Raw genomic sequence first — 19,970 nt, 5'->3', positions numbered from 1 at the left:
TTGTTATCAAGGTGAATCGAACAGACGCAGACTTTAATCCATGGAGAGCGGGTTAAGATCCTTTTGTTCTGGACTATTGCCCGGCTATTATGCCGGGCATTTTTCTATCTGCAGTTTGGCATTCATTAATCCCTCGACAGTGGCTGCCCTTTTCTGCACAATCAAATCAATTGCAACTCTACTCAAGTAACTACATGAAAATCCTTATCGATGAAAATATGCCTTATGCTGAGCAACTGTTCAGCCAGCTGGGCGACGTTGTTCTAAAGTCTGGTCGAACCTTAACTGCTGACGATCTTGTCGATGTTGACGCATTGATGATCCGCTCTGTCACCAAAGTGAATGCAGAACTGATCGTTAAAGCTAACAAATTAAAGTTTGTCGGCACTGCGACAGCAGGCATGGACCACGTTGACCAGCAACTTTTAAGAGATAAAGGTATTTTCTTTACTGCGGCACCAGGCTGTAACAAAGTGGGGGTGGCTGAGTATGCATTTAGCGCTATGATGGTGTTAGCTCAGCAGCATGGCTTTTCAGTATTCGATAAAACCGTGGGTATTATCGGTGCGGGTCAAGTCGGCAGTTACTTGCAGAAATGTCTTGAAGGGATTGGGATCAAGGTACTTATTAATGACCCGATTAAACAAGACGAAGGGGATAGCCGCCATTTTACACCCGTTGAAGAGTTGCTTGAGCAAGCCGATATAATAACATTGCACACCCCGATTACTCGTGATGGCAAGTATCCAACTCATCACTTAATCAATGAACAAGTGCTGAACCAACTGCGTAGCGACCAGATTCTGATCAACGCGGCTCGCGGCCCTATCGTTGACAACACTGCTTTAAAAGCGCGTTTGCAGAAAAATGATGGCTTTATTGCAGCATTAGATGTGTTTGAATTTGAGCCAGAGGTTGATATGGAGCTTCTGCCTCTGCTAGCATTCGCAACCCCTCACGTTGCAGGTTATGGTCTGGAAGGGAAAGCTCGCGGTACGACGATGATATTCAACAGCTACTGTGAGTTCTTAAATAACGAATTACGTGCGCATGCCAGTGACTTGCTGCCGACAGCGCCAGTACCTAAATTGGTAGTGGACCGTCAATGGGACGAAGCAACGCTGCATAACATTACACAGCTAGTCTATGATGTGCGCAAAGATGACGCCTTATTCCGTCGAGAAATCAGTAAGCCAGGTGCGTTTGACCTGATGCGTAAGAATTACTGGGATCGTCGTGAGTACAGTGCTGTCACATTAGTGGGAGATGAGTCATGTGGACTGTCACCACTAGAAAAACTAGGTTTTCAGGTTGAGGTAAGTCAATGAGCCAACAATACAATGTTGCTGTACTAGGCGCGACGGGCGCGGTAGGTGAAACAATTCTTGAGGTGCTGCAAGAGCGCAAGTTTCCGGTTGGTGAGATCTTCTTGCTAGCGAGTGAGCGTAGTGCCGGTAAGACTTACCGTTTCAATGGTAAGACAGTACGAGTACAAAACGTCGAAGAGTTTGATTGGTCTCAAGCTCATATTGGTCTATTTTCTGCGGGCGGTGAATTGTCGGCGAAATGGGCTCCAATCGCTGCTGATGAAGGCGTTATCGTCATCGACAATACTTCCCAGTTCCGCTACGAGTACGATATTCCGTTAGTTGTGCCTGAAGTCAACCCAGAAGCTATTGCTGAGTTTCGTAACCGTAATATCATCGCAAACCCTAACTGCTCAACGATTCAAATGTTGGTAGCGTTAAAGCCAATCCATGACGCGGTAGGTATCGAGCGTATCAACGTATCGACTTATCAGTCAGTATCAGGTGCTGGTAAGGCAGGGGTTGACGAGTTAGCTGGTCAAACTGCTAAGTTGCTGAATGGCATGCCAGCTGAGAACGAGCAGTTCTCTCAACAGATTGCGTTTAACTGTATCCCACAAATTGATCAGTTCATGGAAAACGGCTACACCCGTGAAGAGATGAAGATGGTTTGGGAAACGCAGAAAATTTTCAATGATCCAGGTATCACGGTAAACCCAACGTGTGTTCGTGTTCCGGTATTCTACGGTCACGCAGAAGCGATCCATCTAGAAACGTGCGCACCGATTGATGCGCAAGAGGTGATCAATCTACTAGAGAACACGGAAGGGGTAGAAGTATTCCAAGGTGAAGACTTCCCGACTCAAGTTCGCGATGCTGGTGGAAAAGATCACGTAATGGTAGGACGTATTCGCAATGATATTAGCCACCATAGCGGTGTGAACTTATGGGTAGTTGCAGACAACGTCCGCAAGGGTGCCGCAACCAATGCAGTACAGATTGCTGAAGTCCTGATTCGCGATTACTACTAATCGGTTGATAACTTGATTTATAAAGCCTCGCCATTGTGTGAGGCTTTTTTAATCGATCGTGAAAAATTTGTGTGAGATTAATGCGATTATGGCGCTAGACACACATTTTTTAGCTCTACACCTATAGTTTTGGTGGGTTTATCCGATATATTTAACAGATCATTACATTAATTTTTAATTGAGCACATAGCTGAGCCTTATATGCGTCGACTTTTCCAGCGTCTACTGTTGCCTTTAGCAATGGTTGCCGTGACTCAAACTTCTATCGTAAATGCTGAGAGCATTCGCCTTAAAGGGCCAAATGGTGAGCTTCAATCGGCTCCCCAGTTTTCTGAGCCTGTTACTCGCAGCAATCGTACAACAGCAGAGCCGTCGCGCTTTTATGGACCAACGACCTCCCAAGAAACGCTTTGGGGTATCGCCAGTCAGTTACGTCCGTCCAACTCAGTTTCGGTTCAACAAACGCTTTACGCCATTTATCAGTTAAACCCTCAAGCGTTTGATAATCAAAATATCCATGAGCTGATCCCTCAAAGTACCATTCGAATTCCGTCGCTAAACCAAGTTCGCAGCGTGAGTACTGAAGAAGCTGTCAATGTAATGAACGCTCATCAGGCGAGGCTTGGCAAAGTTTCTCCTAACCCGCGTCCTACCCCTGTTGCTTCGGAAGCTCCCGTCTCTAAATCAACAGCGCCAGTTGAATCACCAGACGTTAAACCAACTACGTTGGACAATAGCGATCTAAAACAGATTGCTAAACGCGAAAATCAACAGCAGGTTAAAAGCCTTGAAAATCAACTAGAGATGTCAGAATCCGAGTTGATGGCACTGGAAGAGAAGAATCATAAACTTCGACTCATGCTGGCTGATGTTCAGTCTGAGGTGGATGTTTTAAAAGATGAACTCGGTGATGAAAACCGCATTCGTGATGAAGTTGAAAAGCTGTTGGAAGAAGAGCGCCGCCGTGTTGCTGACGAGAAACAACTTGCTCCATCACCACTAGAAGAACTTTTCTCTAATACTTGGCTAGTTGCAGCTTTAGCCATTATTCCTGGTTTGTTGATTGGCTTGCTTGTTGTCATGTTGCTAGGCCGCCGCTCTAACAAAGAGGAGCAGCCGCAACAAGAAATGACCGAGCAGTCGCCGCCGCCAGTTGTTCCGCCTGTCGCAGAAACTCTCAACGAAGATATTGATGATGACTTGCTACTTGATGACGATCTGTTTGGTGAGTCGGAAAGTGATAGTGAGCAGCTATTTGGCGATGACATTGATCTTAATGATGAAAGCAATGGTGATGCGGATGTTTTTGCTGATCTTGATGACAGTGATCTCGACTTCAACTTGGAAGGTGAGGATGACGAAGACCCATTTGCAGGCATTGGTGATGATGGCGACTTAGATGAGTCGCTTGCTGATGCAGACCTAGGCTCAAGTGGTATTAGTGTTAATGGTGAAGACAAGGCGCTGGGTCTCGAAGAGATGGAACGCGCGCTTGATGAAGTTGTCATTGATGGTACCGACGAACCAGAAACTGGCTTTGACCTTTCAGACGAAGGTGGCTTCTCGCAAGATGATTTTGACTCTCTGCTTGCAGAGGATGGAGAGGCTGAAGAGTTAGGTACTGACTCGCTGGACCAATCTCTATTAGATGACCTCTTCAATGAAACACAAGACGACGCTGATAGCAGTGATGATCTCGACTTTGACAACTTGCTGGACGAAGGCGAAGACACGTTTGATTTAAGTGATGAGTCAGGTGATAGCCTGTCTGAGCCAAGCTTAGCGTCTGATGATGAAATCGATGACATCTTTGCCCAAATGGAGCAGCAAGCTGATCTCGATGCATTAGAGGCTAACTCAATTGATGAGACGGCTTTGCTCGATGAAATGCTGGAAGAAGACAGTGTTGATATCAGTTCAGAAAGTACCGATTTGCTTGATGAGTTGTTAGACGAGCATAGCCCTGAACCTACTCAAGCAAACATTGAAAGTGATCCGTTTGATGAGTTGATCGGCGCTGAAGAAGAGTTAGATGAAGATAGCACCGACCTACTAGACGAGTTTATTACTGACTCTGAGGATGACAGTGAGTTCGATTTAGATTCGGAACTTGATGACCTTATTGGTAATACCCAAGAGGAATCTTTTGATTTAGAAGACAGCACTGACTTACTCGCTGACGTCGCTGATAGCACTGTTAGTGAGTCCAATAGTGATGATTTGGGTGATGAAAGCACCGATCTGTTCGAAGAATTGCTTGATATTGAAAAGCAAAGCGAAGATGAGCCAGAAGTAGAATTCGGTGCAACAGACTTTGATGAACTTCTTAACGAACAGCTAGAGCAGCCTAATGTCACCGAGGAGCCGTCTAATGTTGAAGAACTGGAAGTCATTGAAGAGCCGTCAGCTGAGCAAGACTTCTCTAGTGAAGACTTTATTGACGATATGCTTAGCGTCGCGCCAGAGGCCGATCCGCTGCTTGATGAGCTTGACCTTGACGCAGACCTAGAACCAACTGGTGAACAAGAGTTAGAGCTTGACACTCAAGCGCAATTAGAAACTCTTGAAGAGCCAGAGCCAGAGCCAGAGCCAGAGCCAGAGCCAGAGCCAGAGCCAGAGCCAGAGCCAGAGCCAATTGAAGATGAAGACGATTGGCTCACCGCTGCAATTGATGAAGTTGAGAACCCAGATTTTAATGTTGAATCAGATGACCTCGACTCCATTGCCGAAGCGCTAGAAACTGAAGAACCAACACCTCAAGTTGAATCAGTGGCTAACGATGAAAGCGAAGCTGTTGCCGTTGATGATGAAGACCAGAAGTTCCAGAAGTTCCAGAAGTTCCAGAAGTTCCAGAAGTTCCAGAAGTTCCAGAAGTTCCAGAAGTTCCAGAAGTTCCAGAAGTTCCAGAAGTTCCAGAGCAAGCTGAACCGGTTGTTGAGCTGGAACAAAGTGGTCTATCAACACCTGAAGCGATCCCAAATGAGTTTGGCATTCCTCAAGATGATGACTGGCTTATCGATGAACCAGCAGAAGTACAAGCTGAAGATAGCATTGCGTCTTTTGCAGAAACGGAAGCTCTCGAGCCAAATGCGCCAACAGAGGAAGAATCATCAATTGAACTTGATGATTTAGAACTTCCAGAGTACAGCGAAGAAGACGCTCTTGCTGATGCTATTGCCGACGTGGCAGCAGAGCCAGAGCTTGAGCTCCCAGACGTTGTCGAGCCACAAGCGGCAACAGCGGAAGAGCCTTCATTTGAACTGGATGATTTAGAACTTCCAGAGTACAGCGAAGAAGACGCTCTTGCTGATGCTATTGCCGACGTGGCAGCAGAGCCAGAGTTTGAGATTCCAGACGTTGCTGAGACACAAGCGCCAGCAGCGGAAGAGCCTTCGTTTGAACTTGATGATTTAGATCTTCCAGAGTTCAACGAAGAAGACGCTCTTGCTGATGCGATTGCGGATGTGACTTCTGAGCCAGAACTTGATATCCCAGACGTTGCTGAGCCACAAGCGCCAACAGCGGATGAGCCTTCGTTTGAACTTGATGATTTAGAGCTTCCTGAGTACAGCGAAGAAGACGCTATTGCAGATGTGGCAGCTGATCCAGATCTTGAGCTCCCAGACGTTACTGAACCGCAAGTGCCAACAGCGGAAGAGCCTTCATTTGAACTAGATGATTTAGATCTACCTGAGTTCAACGAAGAAGACGCTCTTGCTGATGCAATGGCTGATGTGACTTCTGAGCCAGAACTAGAGATCCCAGACGTTACTGAGCCACAAACGCCAATAGCGGAAGAGCCTTCATTTGAACCGGATGATTTAGATCTACCTGAGTTCAACGAAGAAGATGCTTTTGCTGATGCGCTTACCGATACGACAGTTGAGCCAGAGCAAGAGATTCCAGACGTTGTCGAGCCACAAACGCCAATAGCGGAAGAGCCTTCATTTGAACTGGATGATTTAGATCTACCTGAGTTCAACGAAGAAGATGCTCTTGCTGATGCCATAGCCGATGTGGCAGCTGAGCCAGAGCTAGAGATCCCAGACGTTGTCGAGCCACAAGCGCCAACAACGGAAGAGCCTTCATTTGAACTGGATGATTTAGATCTACCAGAGTTCAACGAAGAAGACGCACTTGCTGAACTAGAGCCAAGCTCGGAAGAGCTACTTGAGGGCAGTGATGATTTTGAGCTTGATTCTGTTGAGTTGCCAGATCTCAATGAGATTCCTGCAGAGAATGCGACAACCGCAAGCTCAAATGACTTAGATGTGTCTCGTGAAGAGTTTAACGAAGCTGCATTTGATGAGTTACTAGCGGAAGACGATAGTGAACCAGCGCGCTTCTCATTTGACGGCCCTGTGGACAGTGACGTTTCCGATAGTGCAGGCCTTGATATCGATGCAATGCTTGAAATTGGTGAAGACTGGAATGGCTTTAGTTTGTCACCTGAACAGCAAGCCACTATTCCTGATGAAATCCCAGAAGATGAGCAAGATATTTGGTCTCAGGATAACTTGCCAGAGCAAGCACAAGTGCTCGAAGAAAACTGGGAAGAGCAGCCTGACCTTGATAACTTCTCTCCTCAAGAAAATAAATACCGCACCATTGATGAGTTAATGGCAGAGGTTGAGTCAGAAGAGGATGGGTTCGTTGAAGAGGATCTCAAACTTGATGTTGGCTTAAATGATTTCCCTGACGTAATCGGAGATATTGGTGACTCAGCGGATGTCGATGCCAATTCAGAAGCCGCGGGTAAGTTGGATCTTGCCAAGATTTACCTTGAAATGAACGACGGCCAAGGTGCGATTAAACTTCTCGAAGAAGCTATTGTTGATGGCAGTGATGAAATCCGTCGAGAAGCCAAGAACTTGATTGATACAATCAACAAAGGTTAGGGCTAACGGCCTAGTAGGCACAGAAGCGAGTATGATCAGTGAGGGGGCAGTTTAGCCCCCTTACTTTTTGGTATATACTTCCCGCCCCATTCTTAGGTCAATCAATCCTGCGAGAATATCCAATGAGAATTGCTTTAGGCATCGAATACAATGGCACTCAATACTATGGCTGGCAACGTCAAAGAGACGTTAAGAGCGTTCAAGAGAACTTAGAACGTGCATTGAGCGTTGTTGCAAACCACCCTATCGAAGTTCAGTGTGCAGGTCGCACGGATGCTGGAGTGCACGGCACTGGGCAAGTTGTCCATTTTGATACTACTGCATCACGTAAGATGGTGGCATGGACAATGGGAGCGAATGCCAATTTACCTGATGATATTGCGGTTCGTTGGGCAAAAGAGGTACCTGAGGAGTTTCATGCCCGCTTTTCGGCCACTGCGCGTCGATACCGTTACATCATTTTCAATAGTGCGCTTCGACCAGGTATTTTGTCTTCTGGCGTGAGTCATTACCATGGCGAGCTGGATGAAAAGAAAATGCATCAAGCCGCTCAGTACCTTCTTGGTGAAAATGACTTTACGTCGTTTCGCGCTACACATTGCCAGTCTCGAAGCCCATGGCGAAATATGATGCACATTAACGTCACGCGTCATAATCAGTATGTTGTGATAGATATTAAAGCGAATGCGTTTGTTCATCATATGGTACGAAATATCACAGGTAGTTTGATTTGTGTCGGGCGTGGTGAGAAAAATCCAGAATGGATTGCAGAGCTACTTGAAGCAAAAGATCGCAAGCTTGCTGGAGCAACAGCAAAAGCAGAAGGGCTCTATTTAGTGGATGTGGATTACCCACAAGAATTTGAATTGCCAAGAGTGCCGATTGGACCACTATTTTTGCCAGACAACTTGAACTAAACCGTGTTAAATTGTCGAAACTATCAAAGTCTTAGTGCGTGAGAAATTGATTCAGGAAATAGGTACAACCAGTTTTTTGTCTACACTTGGCATTTAATATGCTTTAATCCTCACGCGTAAATTCAGAATTTGTATCCTTCGCTTTGGCGGAGGAGTAGAGAGAAAAGGTCTTCCATGAGTTGGCTTGAAAAGATTTTAGAAAAAAGCAATATCGTAAGCTCACGTAAAGCGTCTATTCCTGAAGGGGTTTGGACTAAATGTACTTCATGTGAACAGGTGCTTTACCACGCTGAACTAGAGCGTAACCTAGAAGTATGTCCGAAATGTGACCATCACATGCGAATGAAGGCTCGTCGTCGCCTAGAAACATTCCTAGATGAAAACAATCGTGTTGAACTCGCAGACGATCTTGAGCCGCAAGATAAGCTTAAGTTCAAAGATTCCAAGAAATACAAAGATCGTATTTCAGCTGCACAAAAGAGCAGCGGCGAGAAAGATGCGCTTGTTGTTATGAAAGGTGAACTGCTTGGCCAGCCAATCGTGGCATGTGCTTTCGACTTCACATTCATGGGCGGTTCAATGGGCTCTGTTGTTGGTGCTCGTTTTGTTCGCGCGGCAGAAGCTGCAATGGAAGCAAACTGTGGTCTAGTCTGTTTCTCTGCAAGTGGTGGTGCACGTATGCAAGAGGCGCTAATGTCTCTAATGCAAATGGCAAAAACCAGTGCTGCTCTTGAGCGTATGTCTGCAAAAGGTCTACCGTTCATTTCTGTAATGACAGACCCTACAATGGGTGGTGTATCTGCGAGTTTGGCGATGCTAGGCGATATCAATATCGGTGAGCCAAAAGCGCTGATTGGTTTTGCTGGTCGTCGTGTTATCGAGCAGACGGTACGTGAAGACTTACCAGAAGGTTTCCAACGCAGTGAGTTCCTATTGGATCACGGTGCCATCGATATGATCGTTGATCGCCGCGAAATGCGTCAGCGCATCGGTAGCCTAATGGCGAAGATGAACAATAAACCATCACCTTTGGTTGTTTCAGTCGACGATTCACCAAATGAAGACGCTTATTCTGTACCAGAAGCGGACGAAAAAGGGTAAAGTAACTTACTAACAGGCAACCACAATTCATTGGTTTAAGTTAGATGAGTCAAACCCAAATTCCTCAAGCCACATCTCCACTTGCGATGTGGCTTGATTATTTAACAAACATCCATACTTCAGCGATTGACCTCGGTCTTGATCGTGTCCAAGCTGTCGCTCAGTCAGCAAACCTTACTAAACCTGCACCTACCGTTATCACCGTTGCTGGGACAAATGGTAAAGGCTCTACGTGTGCTCTAATGGAAGCTATCTTGCTAGATGCTGGATACTCTGTTGGTGTTTATAGCTCCCCACATTTAATTCGATACAACGAACGAGTCCGCATCAACGGGCAAGATATGTCAGATGAAAAGCATGTTGAAGCGTTTGATTTTATCGAGAAACAGCGTGGCGAAATCAGCCTAAGCTTCTTTGAATATGGCACATTAGCCGCTCTACGTTTGTTCCAAACAGAAAAGGTAGACGTGGTGCTGTTAGAGGTTGGCCTTGGCGGGCGTCTAGATGCCACCAATGTTGTTGATCATGATGTATCGGTTATCACTAGCTTAGCTATCGATCATGTAGATTGGTTAGGTGATGACATCAATGTCATTGGCTTTGAGAAAGCGGGTATCTATCGCAGTGGTAAGCCAGCGATCTGTGGCCAGCCTAAAGCGCCGTCAACGGTGGCAGCGCATGCTGATGATATTAACGCTGAGTTGTACCAAGTTGAGATTCAATATAACTACGAGCAGACAAGTGAGAATACGTGGCGATGGGTTCATGGGTCTTATGAACTTGAAGATCTACCGGTTCCAGGGTTGCCATTACAAAATGCAGCAACCGCGCTTATGGCATTAGGAACTTCTCACTTAGATATCACCGATATCAACATTGTGAAAGGGTTAGAAAATGCGAAACTGCCAGGTCGTATGCAAATCATCAGTTCTGAACCAACCATTCTTCTTGATGTTGCCCATAACCCTCACTCAGCAGAATATTTGGTGGAGCGCGTAGCCAAGCAGTATCCAAATAAACGTATTCATACCGTTGTAGCCATGTTACATGACAAAGATATTGAATCGACGCTAGAGACGCTTGCACCTGTTGCTTCACACTGGTACCCAGCGTCACTTACTGGTCCAAGAGCTGCGCAAGCCAGTGAGCTATGCCAGCACTTACCTAACGTATCAGAAACCTTCTCTTCGCCAGCTGCTGCATTTGAAGCTGCAATGACACAAGCGAACAAAGAAGATGTCATTCTTGTCGTTGGCTCATTCCACACAGTGGGAGAGGTACTTGAGCATTGGCAAAACAAAGGAGATTAAATGGCAAGTAAATTTCAAAATCGTCTCGTTGGCACCATTATTCTGGTTGCGATTGGTGTGATTGTCTTGCCGGACGTTTTAGACGGAAAGAAAACACACTACAAAGAAGAAATAGCGAGTATTCCATTAAAGCCTGAACTGGACAGTGAATTAGAGAGTTTCGAAATCCTCGACCCTATCGATGACTCTCAAGGTCTGCCCGATACGCCGATTGAAGTGGTTGACGCTGTAGACGAGAGTGTTGATGACGCAGAGCCGCTTCCTGTTGTCGTAAAAGAGGTGCCAGAGAGAAATGAATATCAGGACTCTGCATGGCTAATTCAGTTAATGGCATTAAAGAATGCAGACAATGCTGAGAACCTCGTTAAGGATCTTCAAAAGCGTGGGTATCAGGCTCATACCAAACCAGAAAATGGTTTCACTCGAGTAATAATCGGGCCAGATGTCTCTAAGAGCAAACTGGAACGCCAAATTATCGAATTGGAAAAAATTACTGGTTCGAAAGGTCAATTGCTCAAATTTAAACCACTAAATCCATAAGAAAACGTTTGCGTCAGCGTTTTTTCTGTTAAAATGCGCGCCAACTTAAGATGTAAGTTCAAAATGAATCCATTAGATATCGTCATTTTAGGTGTGATCGGGTTATCTGCCTTGATCAGTTTAGTTCGCGGTTTCGCGAAAGAAGCATTGTCATTAGTGATCTGGTTTGGTGCGTTTTTCATCGCCAGTCAGTACTACGCAAAACTTGCTGTGTACTTCACCAACATCGAAGATGATATGTTTCGAAACGGAGCGGCGATTGCGGCCTTGTTTATTGCAACCTTAGTGGTTGGTGCGATCGTAAACTATGTGATTGCACAGCTAGTACAAAAAACAGGCTTGTCAGGAACAGATAGAGTCCTTGGAGTCGTCTTCGGCGGCTTACGTGGTGTCCTTATTGTTTCTGCTGCACTATTTTTTATGGATGCGTTCACATCGTTTCCAGACTCAGAGTGGTGGAAAGGGTCTCAGCTTGTACCGGAATTTAGCCGAGTTATAGCGCCTTTCTTTGAACACTTACAAGCAACATCTAGTTTCTTATCTGGCGCGCTATAACGCGCCAGTCATTGTCTAAAATCGAGGGTTAAGACATGTGTGGTATTGTAGGAATCGTGGGCACTACGCCTGTAAACCAGTCTATCTATGATGCGTTGACGGTATTGCAGCACCGTGGCCAAGATGCTGCCGGTATTTGTACCATAGAAAGCAATCGTTTTCGTCTGCGTAAGGCGAACGGTTTAGTTAAAGATGTGTTCGAAGCAAAACACATGCAACGCCTTCAAGGTAATGTTGGTATCGGTCACGTACGTTACCCAACAGCGGGTAGTTCAAGCGCATCTGAAGCGCAGCCTTTCTACGTAAACTCTCCATTTGGTATCACACTTGCTCACAACGGCAACCTAACCAATGCTGCTGATGTGCGTGAAAAACTGTTTGAAAAGGACCGCCGTCATGTCAATACGACGTCGGATTCAGAAGTACTGCTGAATGTACTTGCTCACGAAATTGATACCGTTAAAGGGAATGTAACCTCGGAAGATGTATTCCGCGCTGTTGCAAATGTTCACCGCACTATTCGTGGCGCTTACGCTGTGACTGCAATGATTATCGGCCACGGTATGATTGCTTTTCGTGACCCAAATGGCATTCGCCCTCTATGTCTTGGTAAACGCGAAATCGATGGTGTTACTGAGTACATGGTAGCGTCAGAGTCAGTCGCATTAGATGCGGTAGGCTTTGACTTTGTTCGTGACGTTGCACCAGGTGAAGCCGTATACGCAACATTTGATGGTCAGCTGCACACTAAGCAATGTGCTGATAACCCAACACTTAACCCATGTATTTTTGAGTTTGTTTATTTTGCTCGTCCTGATTCATTTATCGACAAGATTTCTGTTTACAGTGCACGTGTCGAAATGGGTGAGCTGCTTGGTAAGCGTATCAAAGACGAGTATGCAGATCTTGATATTGACGTTGTTATTCCAATTCCAGAGACATCGAACGATATTGCGCTTCGTATTGCTCAAGCGATTGATAAACCATATCGCCAAGGTTTTGTTAAGAACCGTTACATAGCACGTACCTTCATCATGCCAGGCCAACAGCAACGTAAAAAGTCGGTTCGTCGTAAGCTAAATGCAATCCGTTCTGAGTTTAAAGACAAAAACGTACTGCTAGTGGATGATTCGATTGTTCGAGGCACGACATCTGAGCAGATCATTGAGATGGCGCGTGATTCGGGTGCCAAGAAAGTATTTATGGTTTCTGCAGCCCCTGAAGTTCGTTTCCCGAACGTTTACGGCATTGATATGCCAAGTGCGACTGAGCTGATTGCTCATGGACGTGATAACCAAACCATTTGTGACCAAATCGGCGCTGATGCTTTGATTTTCCAAACACTTGAAGATCTTGTGACTGCGGTTGGTTCAGGTAACCAAGATATTACTCAGTTTGATACTTCGGTATTTAATGGTGAGTATGTGACTGGAGATATCGACCAAGCTTATCTCGATTTTCTGGAATCTTTGCGTAGTGATGATGCAAAAACTCAACGTGAAATTCAGCAAGATCTGGCGAATCTAGAGCTTCATAACGAAGGCGCATAAGCGACTTCAAAACGAATAAAAGCCGACGTGAAAACGTCGGCTTTTTTAGTTTGTGTATGAGTCGAAAACGACTAACTCTTAATGCGGTAAAGCTGACTTAGCATAAACATACCGGTCGCACTGATCACAACAGATGGTCCTGCTGGGGTGTCGTAATGCCATGAGAGTGACAGGCCTAGTAGGACTGCGATACCACCGATAACGGATGCCATGATAGCCATTCGCTCAGGTGATTGAGCAAAGCGACGAGCGGTCGCAGCAGGAATGATCAGTAGTGATGTCATGATCAAAGCGCCGACGAACTTCATACCGATAGCGATGACAAGACCAACCATTAACATCAGGACTAAACGCATAAGGTCGACGTTATGTCCTTCAACGGCAGCAAGATCTTCATTCACTGTGGTAGACAGCAGCGAACGCCAAAAAACAGCCAGTACGATAGCAACAACGACAACGCCAATGTAAATATAAGTAAGATCTTCAGGGGTGACGGCAAGGAGGTCGCCAAATAGATAGCTCATCAGATCAATACGAACATTGTCTAAAAAGCTTACTGCGACGAGACCAAGTGAAAGTGCACTATGAGCTAAAATACCCAAAAGTGTATCAGTGGCGACCAACTGCTGTTTTTGTAAAGTCACCAGGATGACTGCTAACGCCAAGCAGCAAAGTGTTAAAGCAAGATATAGATTGATATCGAGCAAGAAACCAAACGCTAGCCCCATCAGTGATGCGTGTGCCAGCGTATCGCCAAAATAAGCCATTCGTCGCCAGACAACAAAAGACCCAAGTGGACCAGCAATCAAAGCGATACCAAGGCCAGCAAGAATAGAAGGTAGCAAAAACTCAATCATGATTGTGGCCGTGTGAATGGTGAGAACAGTTGTGGACATCACCTTCAACCGGCTCGCCGGCTAAATCGTGGTGATGATGATTATGCTTATGGTGGTAAAACGCCAGTGGTTGTTGGTGCGTATGGCCAAATAGAGCGATGTAGCTAGGGTGCTGAGCGATATCAGCAGGTGCACCAGAGCAACACACATGGTGGTTGATGCAAAGTACATCATCGGTCTTTGCCATCACTAGGTGTAAGTCATGAGACACCATGAACACGGCGCAATTGAATCGATGGCGAATGGTATCGATTAAGTCATACAGATCGATTTGGCCTTGAACGTCGACACCTTGAGCGGGTTCGTCCAAAACAAGAAGGTCAGGGCGTTGTAGCAGGGCACGAGCGATAAGAACGCGTTGGTTCTCACCCCCAGACAAAGAGTGCATATTGCTTTTCAGTAAATGCTCCGCACCAACCAGTTTTAGCGCATCATTCAATTCTTGCTTGCTGTACTTACCAGCTAACTGGAGAAAACGGTCAACATTGAGGGGAAGAGAATCATTCAATTTTAACTTTTGAGGCACGTAGCCAATTTTGAGCCCCTTGGCTTTTTTTACTTGGCCTTTATAGCGACGTTGTAGTCCGAGTAGCACTTTCACCAAGGTAGATTTACCTGCCCCGTTTGGGCCGATTAACGTGGTGATCTCACCTCTGTTAAGTTGGAACGAGATATTATCGAGTACTTTTCGTTCGTCAAACTGAACGCAGATATTATTGAGTTCGACTAATGCCGACATGAATGGAACTCATTTGCAATTGAACAGTGTTATAAAGTAACATTTATCGACAAGTTTAACCAGTAAGTAAGCCCACTAACTATGAAACATTTCCTATCAGCTTTAACTATTTTGCTATTTAGTACGACTTATGCTCATGCAACCAATGTTTTGACCAGCATTAAGCCTATCCAATTGATTGCACTTGAGTTGACCAAAGAGGTCACCACTCCAGATGTGTTACTCGGTGCAAACACCTCTCCGCACGACTATGCGTTGAAACCATCAGACGTTAAACGCACACGTGCTGCTGATCTTGTTGTTTGGTATGGCCATGACTTAGAGCCGTACTTGGAAAAAGTGTTAGAAGGTCAAAACAACGTGCTAACGATTAACGAAATTGAAGGGCTAGAGCTTAGAGAATTCGCTGGTGGTCACCATGATCATCATGATGGCCACGATCATGGCAGTCATGATCCGCATTTTTGGTTAGGTCATAAGCCAACGCTTCAAGTTGCAGAAGCAATGGCCGCTAAGCTTATGGAAATTGATCCAGAGAACAAAACTCAATACGAGCAGAATCTCGAGGAGTTTGAATCGACTTTAACAAACCAATTTGAGTCAATCAAAGCGCAGCTTCAACCTGTGTCAGAAGCTGGATACTACGTTTTCCATGATGCGTATGGCTACTTTGAGCAAGACTTCCCTTTAAACCATTTGGGTTACTTTACAGTGAGCCCAGATCGTAAACCTGGTGCGAAAACACTGATTTCTATTCGTAAAGCTTTGGCAAAAAACGATGCGAAATGTGTCTTCTCTGAGCCTCAGTTTACACCTGCGGTAGTACAGTCTGTAACTCGTGGTAGCGACGCAAAAATGGGCGTTCTTGATCCATTGGGTACTGATATCGAGGTTGCAGCGGGCGGTTACTTCAAGTTTAAGCAGCAACTGGCAGACAGTTTTAGTGAGTGCTTAACCCAATAATGCTCAAAAGCCAAAGGTGAAATACCTTTGGCTTACTTTTTCTTGTGAAGCCATCGAAAAACTCCCTACTTATTTTCTTCTCTGACTTGTTAATTGATACAAATCCTAGATAATTATTATCACAAAATAATTAGAGTGGTTACACCGCTCACGTCATGCACTTGAAGTTGACACCTGACCTTTTGCTGCAAGGGATTGTATTCATTGATTAGAATCGTGTTGATGTTTTTTCTGAGCCTATTCTCAGCTCAGATCTTGGCATCTAGCTCATCACCTATGGTTTTTTATCCGTTGCCCACTCAGGCAGAGGGCAAGGTATTTGCTGCCAAGCAGCTTTTCCTCGCAGATGGCGGCGGTATCTGGTTACAAGATGTCCGTAATCAAATCCTGTTCTTCGATGGACAAAAAATTCTACCCGAGCAAGGCTCCGCTATTGAGTTTGAAGCAGAGCAAGTGGCTTACTTGGATAACGCCTTCTGGACCTTTTTCCAAAACGAAATCTATCGAACTGTACCTAATCAAGAGCGAGAGCTCATCTTTAGCCTAACGCCAGGCACAGAAATTAGAAAAATTGGTGTAACCCGACGATACATTTGGGTTTCCGATGAACGTAACTTTTACACCTACCATATTGATAGCGGTGACTTTCAAACCTTCTCACTGATGGAACTTTATCAATACAATCAATCTGCTCAAATTACGATTAATGATGCCAGCTTTGTATTGTCTCGCTGGGTACTTGCAACCAATGCAGGGGTGTTTCTCTCTGATGGTCATCAATTTCAACATGTCGCCAGCTCCGGGAAGAACTATGTTGAGAAGATATACTTTTCCGATAAGCGCCGAGAGCTCATTGTTGGTTCGCTTAATGGTGCACTGATCTTTGATATTGAGCGTCCTAATGAGCCGATTCAAACCATTGCAGGTAGTCATGTATTGAGCGTCACTGAAACCAATCAAGAGTATTGGATTGGTACCGAGAAAGGATTGTTCGTCTACTCTTTCTTGACGGGAGAAACTCGAAGTTTCGATAAAGGCCTATGGGCAGGTGATGCGCTTTCAGGAGAAAAGATCTACTCGCTGCTGAATGACAACAGTGGAGGTATATGGATTGCGACGGATAGAGGGGTTCGTTATTTCTCTCTGTTTTCGCATAAATTTGAGCGATACCCAGCAAGCCTATTGACGTTCAATCAACGTAATGAGCGATTATCTAAACTACTTCGAGTGACAGGGCAAGATGGATACTGGGCGCTAACGAATCAAGGCGTTTATCGTGTGGGTTTATCTAAAAACGGGGCCAGAACTCAAGTTTACAAAGGAAAAGTCCACGATATCGAAGAGTACAATGGTGTACTTTGGCTCGCGACAGACGACGGTATTATTTGTGTCGATGCAGACAGTGGCGAAGTCATCGAGGATAGCTTACCGCTATTTTTAAAACAAAATGCAGTTCGCTTCATCGAACTTGACGAAAACAACGTTGCTTGGGGAGCGAGTCGCAGTCAACTTTGGAGCTATAACCTCAATACTCGCACACTCACACAGTTTGGTTCTGAGTGGATGATTGACAAGTACCTACCTGCGCAGTTGACCCAAATGTACCTTACCAAGCAAGGGTATTTATCTTTAGGCACCGAGCATGGTATCTACCTTTTAAAAGGTGGCCAAGTGCAGTTTATTGGGGAGAGTGTTCCTTATGGTGAAGTCATCGATATTGAGCAATCTTCTGACAATGAGCTTTGGGTCGCTAGCCGTTATGGGCTTTATCAGTTAGATCTCCACCAAGAACAAGTCGAATCGGTGAGCATGGTGGATGGTCACGTGACACCGAAATGTTTGCTTAAAAATGAAGATGGTATTTGGCTGACGTCCTCTGCGGGATTATCACGATACAGTGAAAAAGGGCACTTAGTTCATCATTATGGAGAACCTTTCGGAATCATCAATAACGAATTCCTTCCTGGCCTGTGCAGCTATAGCAACGATCATCAGCGAACCATTTTACTGGGCTCGAACACTAGCTTGGTAAAAGTTAACACGCATGAGCTTGTGGTCAGTCGACTACCCGAAATTGAAGTTATCTTTAGCCAAATCAAACGAGACCAAGCACTGTATTCATTAGGAAATAGCCTCAAGGAAACGCCATTGCTTGGCTATCAAGAATCTATTCAGTTTCAGTTTGGTGTTTTTCCAAGGGCGAACAACTTAGATTTAGAATATCGAATCAATGAAGAGAATGAGTGGCAAAGGCTAGATGGCTTCACGTTGACGATAGAACACCTGATGCCAGGGCAGTACCTACTCGACGTACGTGCGCTCCGAAACGGTGTTGTCCAAGGCCAAAGTAGTCGTTATCAGTTTGCGGTGACAGAACCTTGGTTTATGAGCAACTTTGCGATTGTGTCGTACGTGCTCATTATCATCGTGGTGATTGTCACAGCCGTTTATTGGCGCTCACGACTGATGGCAATTGCTAACCGAGCGCTGAAAGCTCAAGTTGCACTTAAAACCAATCAGTTGCGACATCAAAGCCGAATCCTGCTGAGCAACAATCAACAATTACGTAAGCAACTTCAAGTAAGGCGTCTGATATACAGTCAATCGGTGAACGCGTTGAAAGAGCGCTTGAAATCGCAGCCAAAAGCCTCTGAAGAGCAACAAAAACTGGTAGAGCATTTATCCAGAGAGCTCGATCTACTGGTTAATACCCGTTCGACCAATGGCCAAGCGTTACCGATTTATAACCTTACTTTAATTGTTCAATCAGCGTTAAGTGGTTGGCAGGAAGAATTTAACAAGGCGGGTATACACGTCGATATTGAGAGTGATCAAGACTTGTATATCAGCTTAGTGAATTTCAACTTAGATGAAGTCTTTAATCTCTTGTTTGATGGGATTGTGAAACGTTGTTATCGCAACCAGACCGTAGTCCTCCAGCTTCAACAAAGAGAGGACTTGGTCACCTTTGCAATGCTGGATCAAGGTGAAACAATGGATGGGCCTGCATTGCTGACATCAGCGCTGCAAACTCTTCGATCCTTGATTGAACAAAGTGGCGGAGACTTGAATATTCATGCCTCGAATGAACGTAACCTGTTAGAGGTAACATGGCACGCGAGTGCGGCATTCGAAGAGAGTTCTATTGTGACTGGACCTCAAGAAGAGTCCCCAGTACACGAGCGAGATCCTTGGTTAGAGAAGGTGGTGTCCTTAGTCGAGGAAAACTATACCGATCCTGACTTTGGTACCTCTTCTGCGGCGAAGATGTTGTTTGTATCAGAGCGGAGCTTGCAACGACGGTTAAAATCCTCTATTGAGAAAACTTTCACTGAGTACCTGACAGAAGTTCGGTTAGACAACGCTTGTCGCAGACTTCTAGCGGGTGAGAAAGTCTCTGAAGTGGCTTTCCAGTGTGGATTTAACGACCCTTCATACTTTAGCCAGAGGTTTAAACATCGATTTGGAATGTCTCCGACTCAATTCGTTGAAGAGCAAGATAACCTCTAAATCTCATTAGTCCCTTACTTAACGATCGAGTGGCAGCCTTGGGGCTTGTCACTCTCGTTCACCTGTCCCTCGCATATCAGCAAACTATCGTCCATTCCCTAAGAGTTCTTCTCTAAAGGAGATGTGTCTGGCTAGAGTGATTCGATAAAACTGTGTCTATCTCGTTTGAGAGTCTAGGGCATTGCGTCTAGTACACGAACATAACGAAAGTCAGATTGAATCAGGTTTAAAGAAACTGTTTGAAATTTTTGAGAAAGTGTTGGGTGTGGGGGAGAGTATAAAGTGAAGAAAAAAATATCGTGGTATAGCCGGGGGACTATACCACGGGTGCCAATGACACCTTCGCTTGCTGCCGGAGTGACGCTTGATGCGCCACCTCTGGAATTCAATGTTATCGATTGGGAGGAGGCCCTCTCGATGGAATTAACTATACGCCTAGCTACTTATTTTACTTATAAAATTAACGCCAGATTAGTATGAATAAAACGACATTTATCTAAGTGACTGAAATTTAAAAGTTTAAATTTGTTTCTTTAGTTTTTAAACGAAAGCTGGGTGAATTGTGACAGTTAGATGACAGTTGTTTTGACGTTTTTAACGAAGTCAGTTTTGACGTTTTGTTTTGTGCAAACTTGGAAACATTGATTTCAGAC

At 45.1% G+C, this 19,970-nt stretch carries 14 protein-coding genes; 12 read left to right on the top strand and 2 right to left on the bottom strand.

Annotation, left to right across the window (positions count from 1 at the left end; genetic code table 11):
* The first annotated feature begins 194 nt into the window (after positions 1-194).
* From F0231_RS19630 to purF, 10 genes are all read left to right on the top strand, one after another.
* Positions 195-1,328, top strand: a complete 1,134-nt coding sequence (locus tag F0231_RS19630; RefSeq protein WP_171761373.1) for a 4-phosphoerythronate dehydrogenase — start codon at positions 195-197, stop codon at positions 1,326-1,328.
* Positions 1,325-2,338, top strand: coding sequence for an aspartate-semialdehyde dehydrogenase (locus F0231_RS19625; protein ID WP_171761372.1), 1,014 nt, complete (start codon positions 1,325-1,327; stop codon positions 2,336-2,338). The genes F0231_RS19630 and F0231_RS19625 overlap by 4 nt, the downstream gene beginning before the upstream one ends.
* A gap of 201 nt (positions 2,339-2,539) precedes the next feature.
* Positions 2,540-5,470 carry a FimV/HubP family polar landmark protein gene (locus F0231_RS21005; protein ID WP_253825833.1) on the top strand — a complete coding sequence of 977 codons (2,931 nt, stop codon included), beginning with the start codon at positions 2,540-2,542 and terminating at the stop codon, positions 5,468-5,470.
* A 50-nt stretch (positions 5,471-5,520) separates the two neighbouring features.
* The gene (locus F0231_RS21275) at positions 5,521-7,236 is read left to right on the top strand and encodes a FimV/HubP family polar landmark protein (RefSeq protein WP_367613490.1); all 1,716 of its coding nucleotides are present in this window, start codon (positions 5,521-5,523) and stop codon (positions 7,234-7,236) included.
* Positions 7,237-7,358: 122 nt separating this feature from the next.
* On the top strand, positions 7,359-8,153 hold the full coding sequence (gene truA, locus F0231_RS19615) for a tRNA pseudouridine(38-40) synthase TruA (RefSeq protein ID WP_171761371.1): 795 nt from the start codon (positions 7,359-7,361) through the stop codon (positions 8,151-8,153).
* A gap of 174 nt (positions 8,154-8,327) precedes the next feature.
* Positions 8,328-9,254, top strand: coding sequence for an acetyl-CoA carboxylase, carboxyltransferase subunit beta (gene accD, locus F0231_RS19610; protein WP_171761370.1), 927 nt, complete (start codon positions 8,328-8,330; stop codon positions 9,252-9,254).
* 44 nt (positions 9,255-9,298) lie between these two features.
* The gene (folC, locus tag F0231_RS19605; RefSeq protein ID WP_171761369.1) at positions 9,299-10,564 is read left to right on the top strand and encodes a bifunctional tetrahydrofolate synthase/dihydrofolate synthase; all 1,266 of its coding nucleotides are present in this window, start codon (positions 9,299-9,301) and stop codon (positions 10,562-10,564) included.
* Positions 10,565-11,104 carry an SPOR domain-containing protein gene (locus F0231_RS19600; RefSeq protein WP_171761368.1) on the top strand — a complete coding sequence of 180 codons (540 nt, stop codon included), beginning with the start codon at positions 10,565-10,567 and terminating at the stop codon, positions 11,102-11,104.
* Between the two features lie 63 nt (positions 11,105-11,167).
* Entirely contained in the window at positions 11,168-11,659 is a 492-nt protein-coding gene (locus tag F0231_RS19595; RefSeq protein WP_171761367.1) for a CvpA family protein, read from the top strand.
* A gap of 35 nt (positions 11,660-11,694) precedes the next feature.
* Positions 11,695-13,209 carry an amidophosphoribosyltransferase gene (purF, locus tag F0231_RS19590; protein WP_171761366.1) on the top strand — a complete coding sequence of 505 codons (1,515 nt, stop codon included), beginning with the start codon at positions 11,695-11,697 and terminating at the stop codon, positions 13,207-13,209.
* Positions 13,210-13,280: 71 nt separating this feature from the next.
* Here purF and znuB read toward each other — a convergent pair whose 3' ends face one another.
* Both znuB and znuC read right to left on the bottom strand, forming a co-directional pair.
* A complete protein-coding gene (gene znuB, locus F0231_RS19585) occupies positions 13,281-14,066 on the bottom strand; it encodes a zinc ABC transporter permease subunit ZnuB (protein WP_171761365.1) in 786 nt (261 codons plus the stop codon).
* A complete protein-coding gene (gene znuC / locus F0231_RS19580) occupies positions 14,059-14,844 on the bottom strand; it encodes a zinc ABC transporter ATP-binding protein ZnuC (protein ID WP_171761364.1) in 786 nt (261 codons plus the stop codon). The genes znuB and znuC overlap by 8 nt, the downstream gene beginning before the upstream one ends.
* A gap of 81 nt (positions 14,845-14,925) precedes the next feature.
* Between znuC and znuA the strand changes: the two genes are divergently transcribed.
* On the top strand, positions 14,926-15,807 hold the full coding sequence (gene znuA, locus F0231_RS19575) for a zinc ABC transporter substrate-binding protein ZnuA (protein ID WP_171761363.1): 882 nt from the start codon (positions 14,926-14,928) through the stop codon (positions 15,805-15,807).
* A 204-nt stretch (positions 15,808-16,011) separates the two neighbouring features.
* Positions 16,012-19,317, top strand: a complete 3,306-nt coding sequence (locus F0231_RS19570; protein ID WP_367613489.1) for an AraC family transcriptional regulator — start codon at positions 16,012-16,014, stop codon at positions 19,315-19,317.
* The last annotated feature ends 653 nt before the right edge of the window (positions 19,318-19,970 follow it).

The organism is Vibrio sp. RE86, assembly GCF_013114545.1.
Classification (GTDB): domain Bacteria; phylum Pseudomonadota; class Gammaproteobacteria; order Enterobacterales; family Vibrionaceae; genus Vibrio.
This window is presented reverse-complemented; position numbering and strand designations above follow the sequence as displayed.

Excerpts from the sequence above, each read along its gene's own strand:
- F0231_RS19625 (WP_171761372.1), top strand. The coding sequence starts at position 1,325 with ATGAGCCAACAATACAATGTTGCTGTACTAGGCGCGACGGGCGCGGTA.
- purF (WP_171761366.1), top strand. The coding sequence starts at position 11,695 with ATGTGTGGTATTGTAGGAATCGTGGGCACTACGCCTGTAAACCAGTCT.
- znuC (WP_171761364.1), bottom strand. The coding sequence starts at position 14,844 with ATGTCGGCATTAGTCGAACTCAATAATATCTGCGTTCAGTTTGACGAA.
- truA (WP_171761371.1), top strand. The coding sequence starts at position 7,359 with ATGAGAATTGCTTTAGGCATCGAATACAATGGCACTCAATACTATGGC.
- accD (WP_171761370.1), top strand. The coding sequence starts at position 8,328 with ATGAGTTGGCTTGAAAAGATTTTAGAAAAAAGCAATATCGTAAGCTCA.
- znuA (WP_171761363.1), top strand. The coding sequence starts at position 14,926 with ATGAAACATTTCCTATCAGCTTTAACTATTTTGCTATTTAGTACGACT.
- folC (WP_171761369.1), top strand. The coding sequence starts at position 9,299 with ATGAGTCAAACCCAAATTCCTCAAGCCACATCTCCACTTGCGATGTGG.
- F0231_RS19630 (WP_171761373.1), top strand. The coding sequence starts at position 195 with ATGAAAATCCTTATCGATGAAAATATGCCTTATGCTGAGCAACTGTTC.
- F0231_RS19600 (WP_171761368.1), top strand. The coding sequence starts at position 10,565 with ATGGCAAGTAAATTTCAAAATCGTCTCGTTGGCACCATTATTCTGGTT.
- znuB (WP_171761365.1), bottom strand. The coding sequence starts at position 14,066 with ATGATTGAGTTTTTGCTACCTTCTATTCTTGCTGGCCTTGGTATCGCT.
- F0231_RS19595 (WP_171761367.1), top strand. The coding sequence starts at position 11,168 with ATGAATCCATTAGATATCGTCATTTTAGGTGTGATCGGGTTATCTGCC.
- F0231_RS21005 (WP_253825833.1), top strand. The coding sequence starts at position 2,540 with ATGCGTCGACTTTTCCAGCGTCTACTGTTGCCTTTAGCAATGGTTGCC.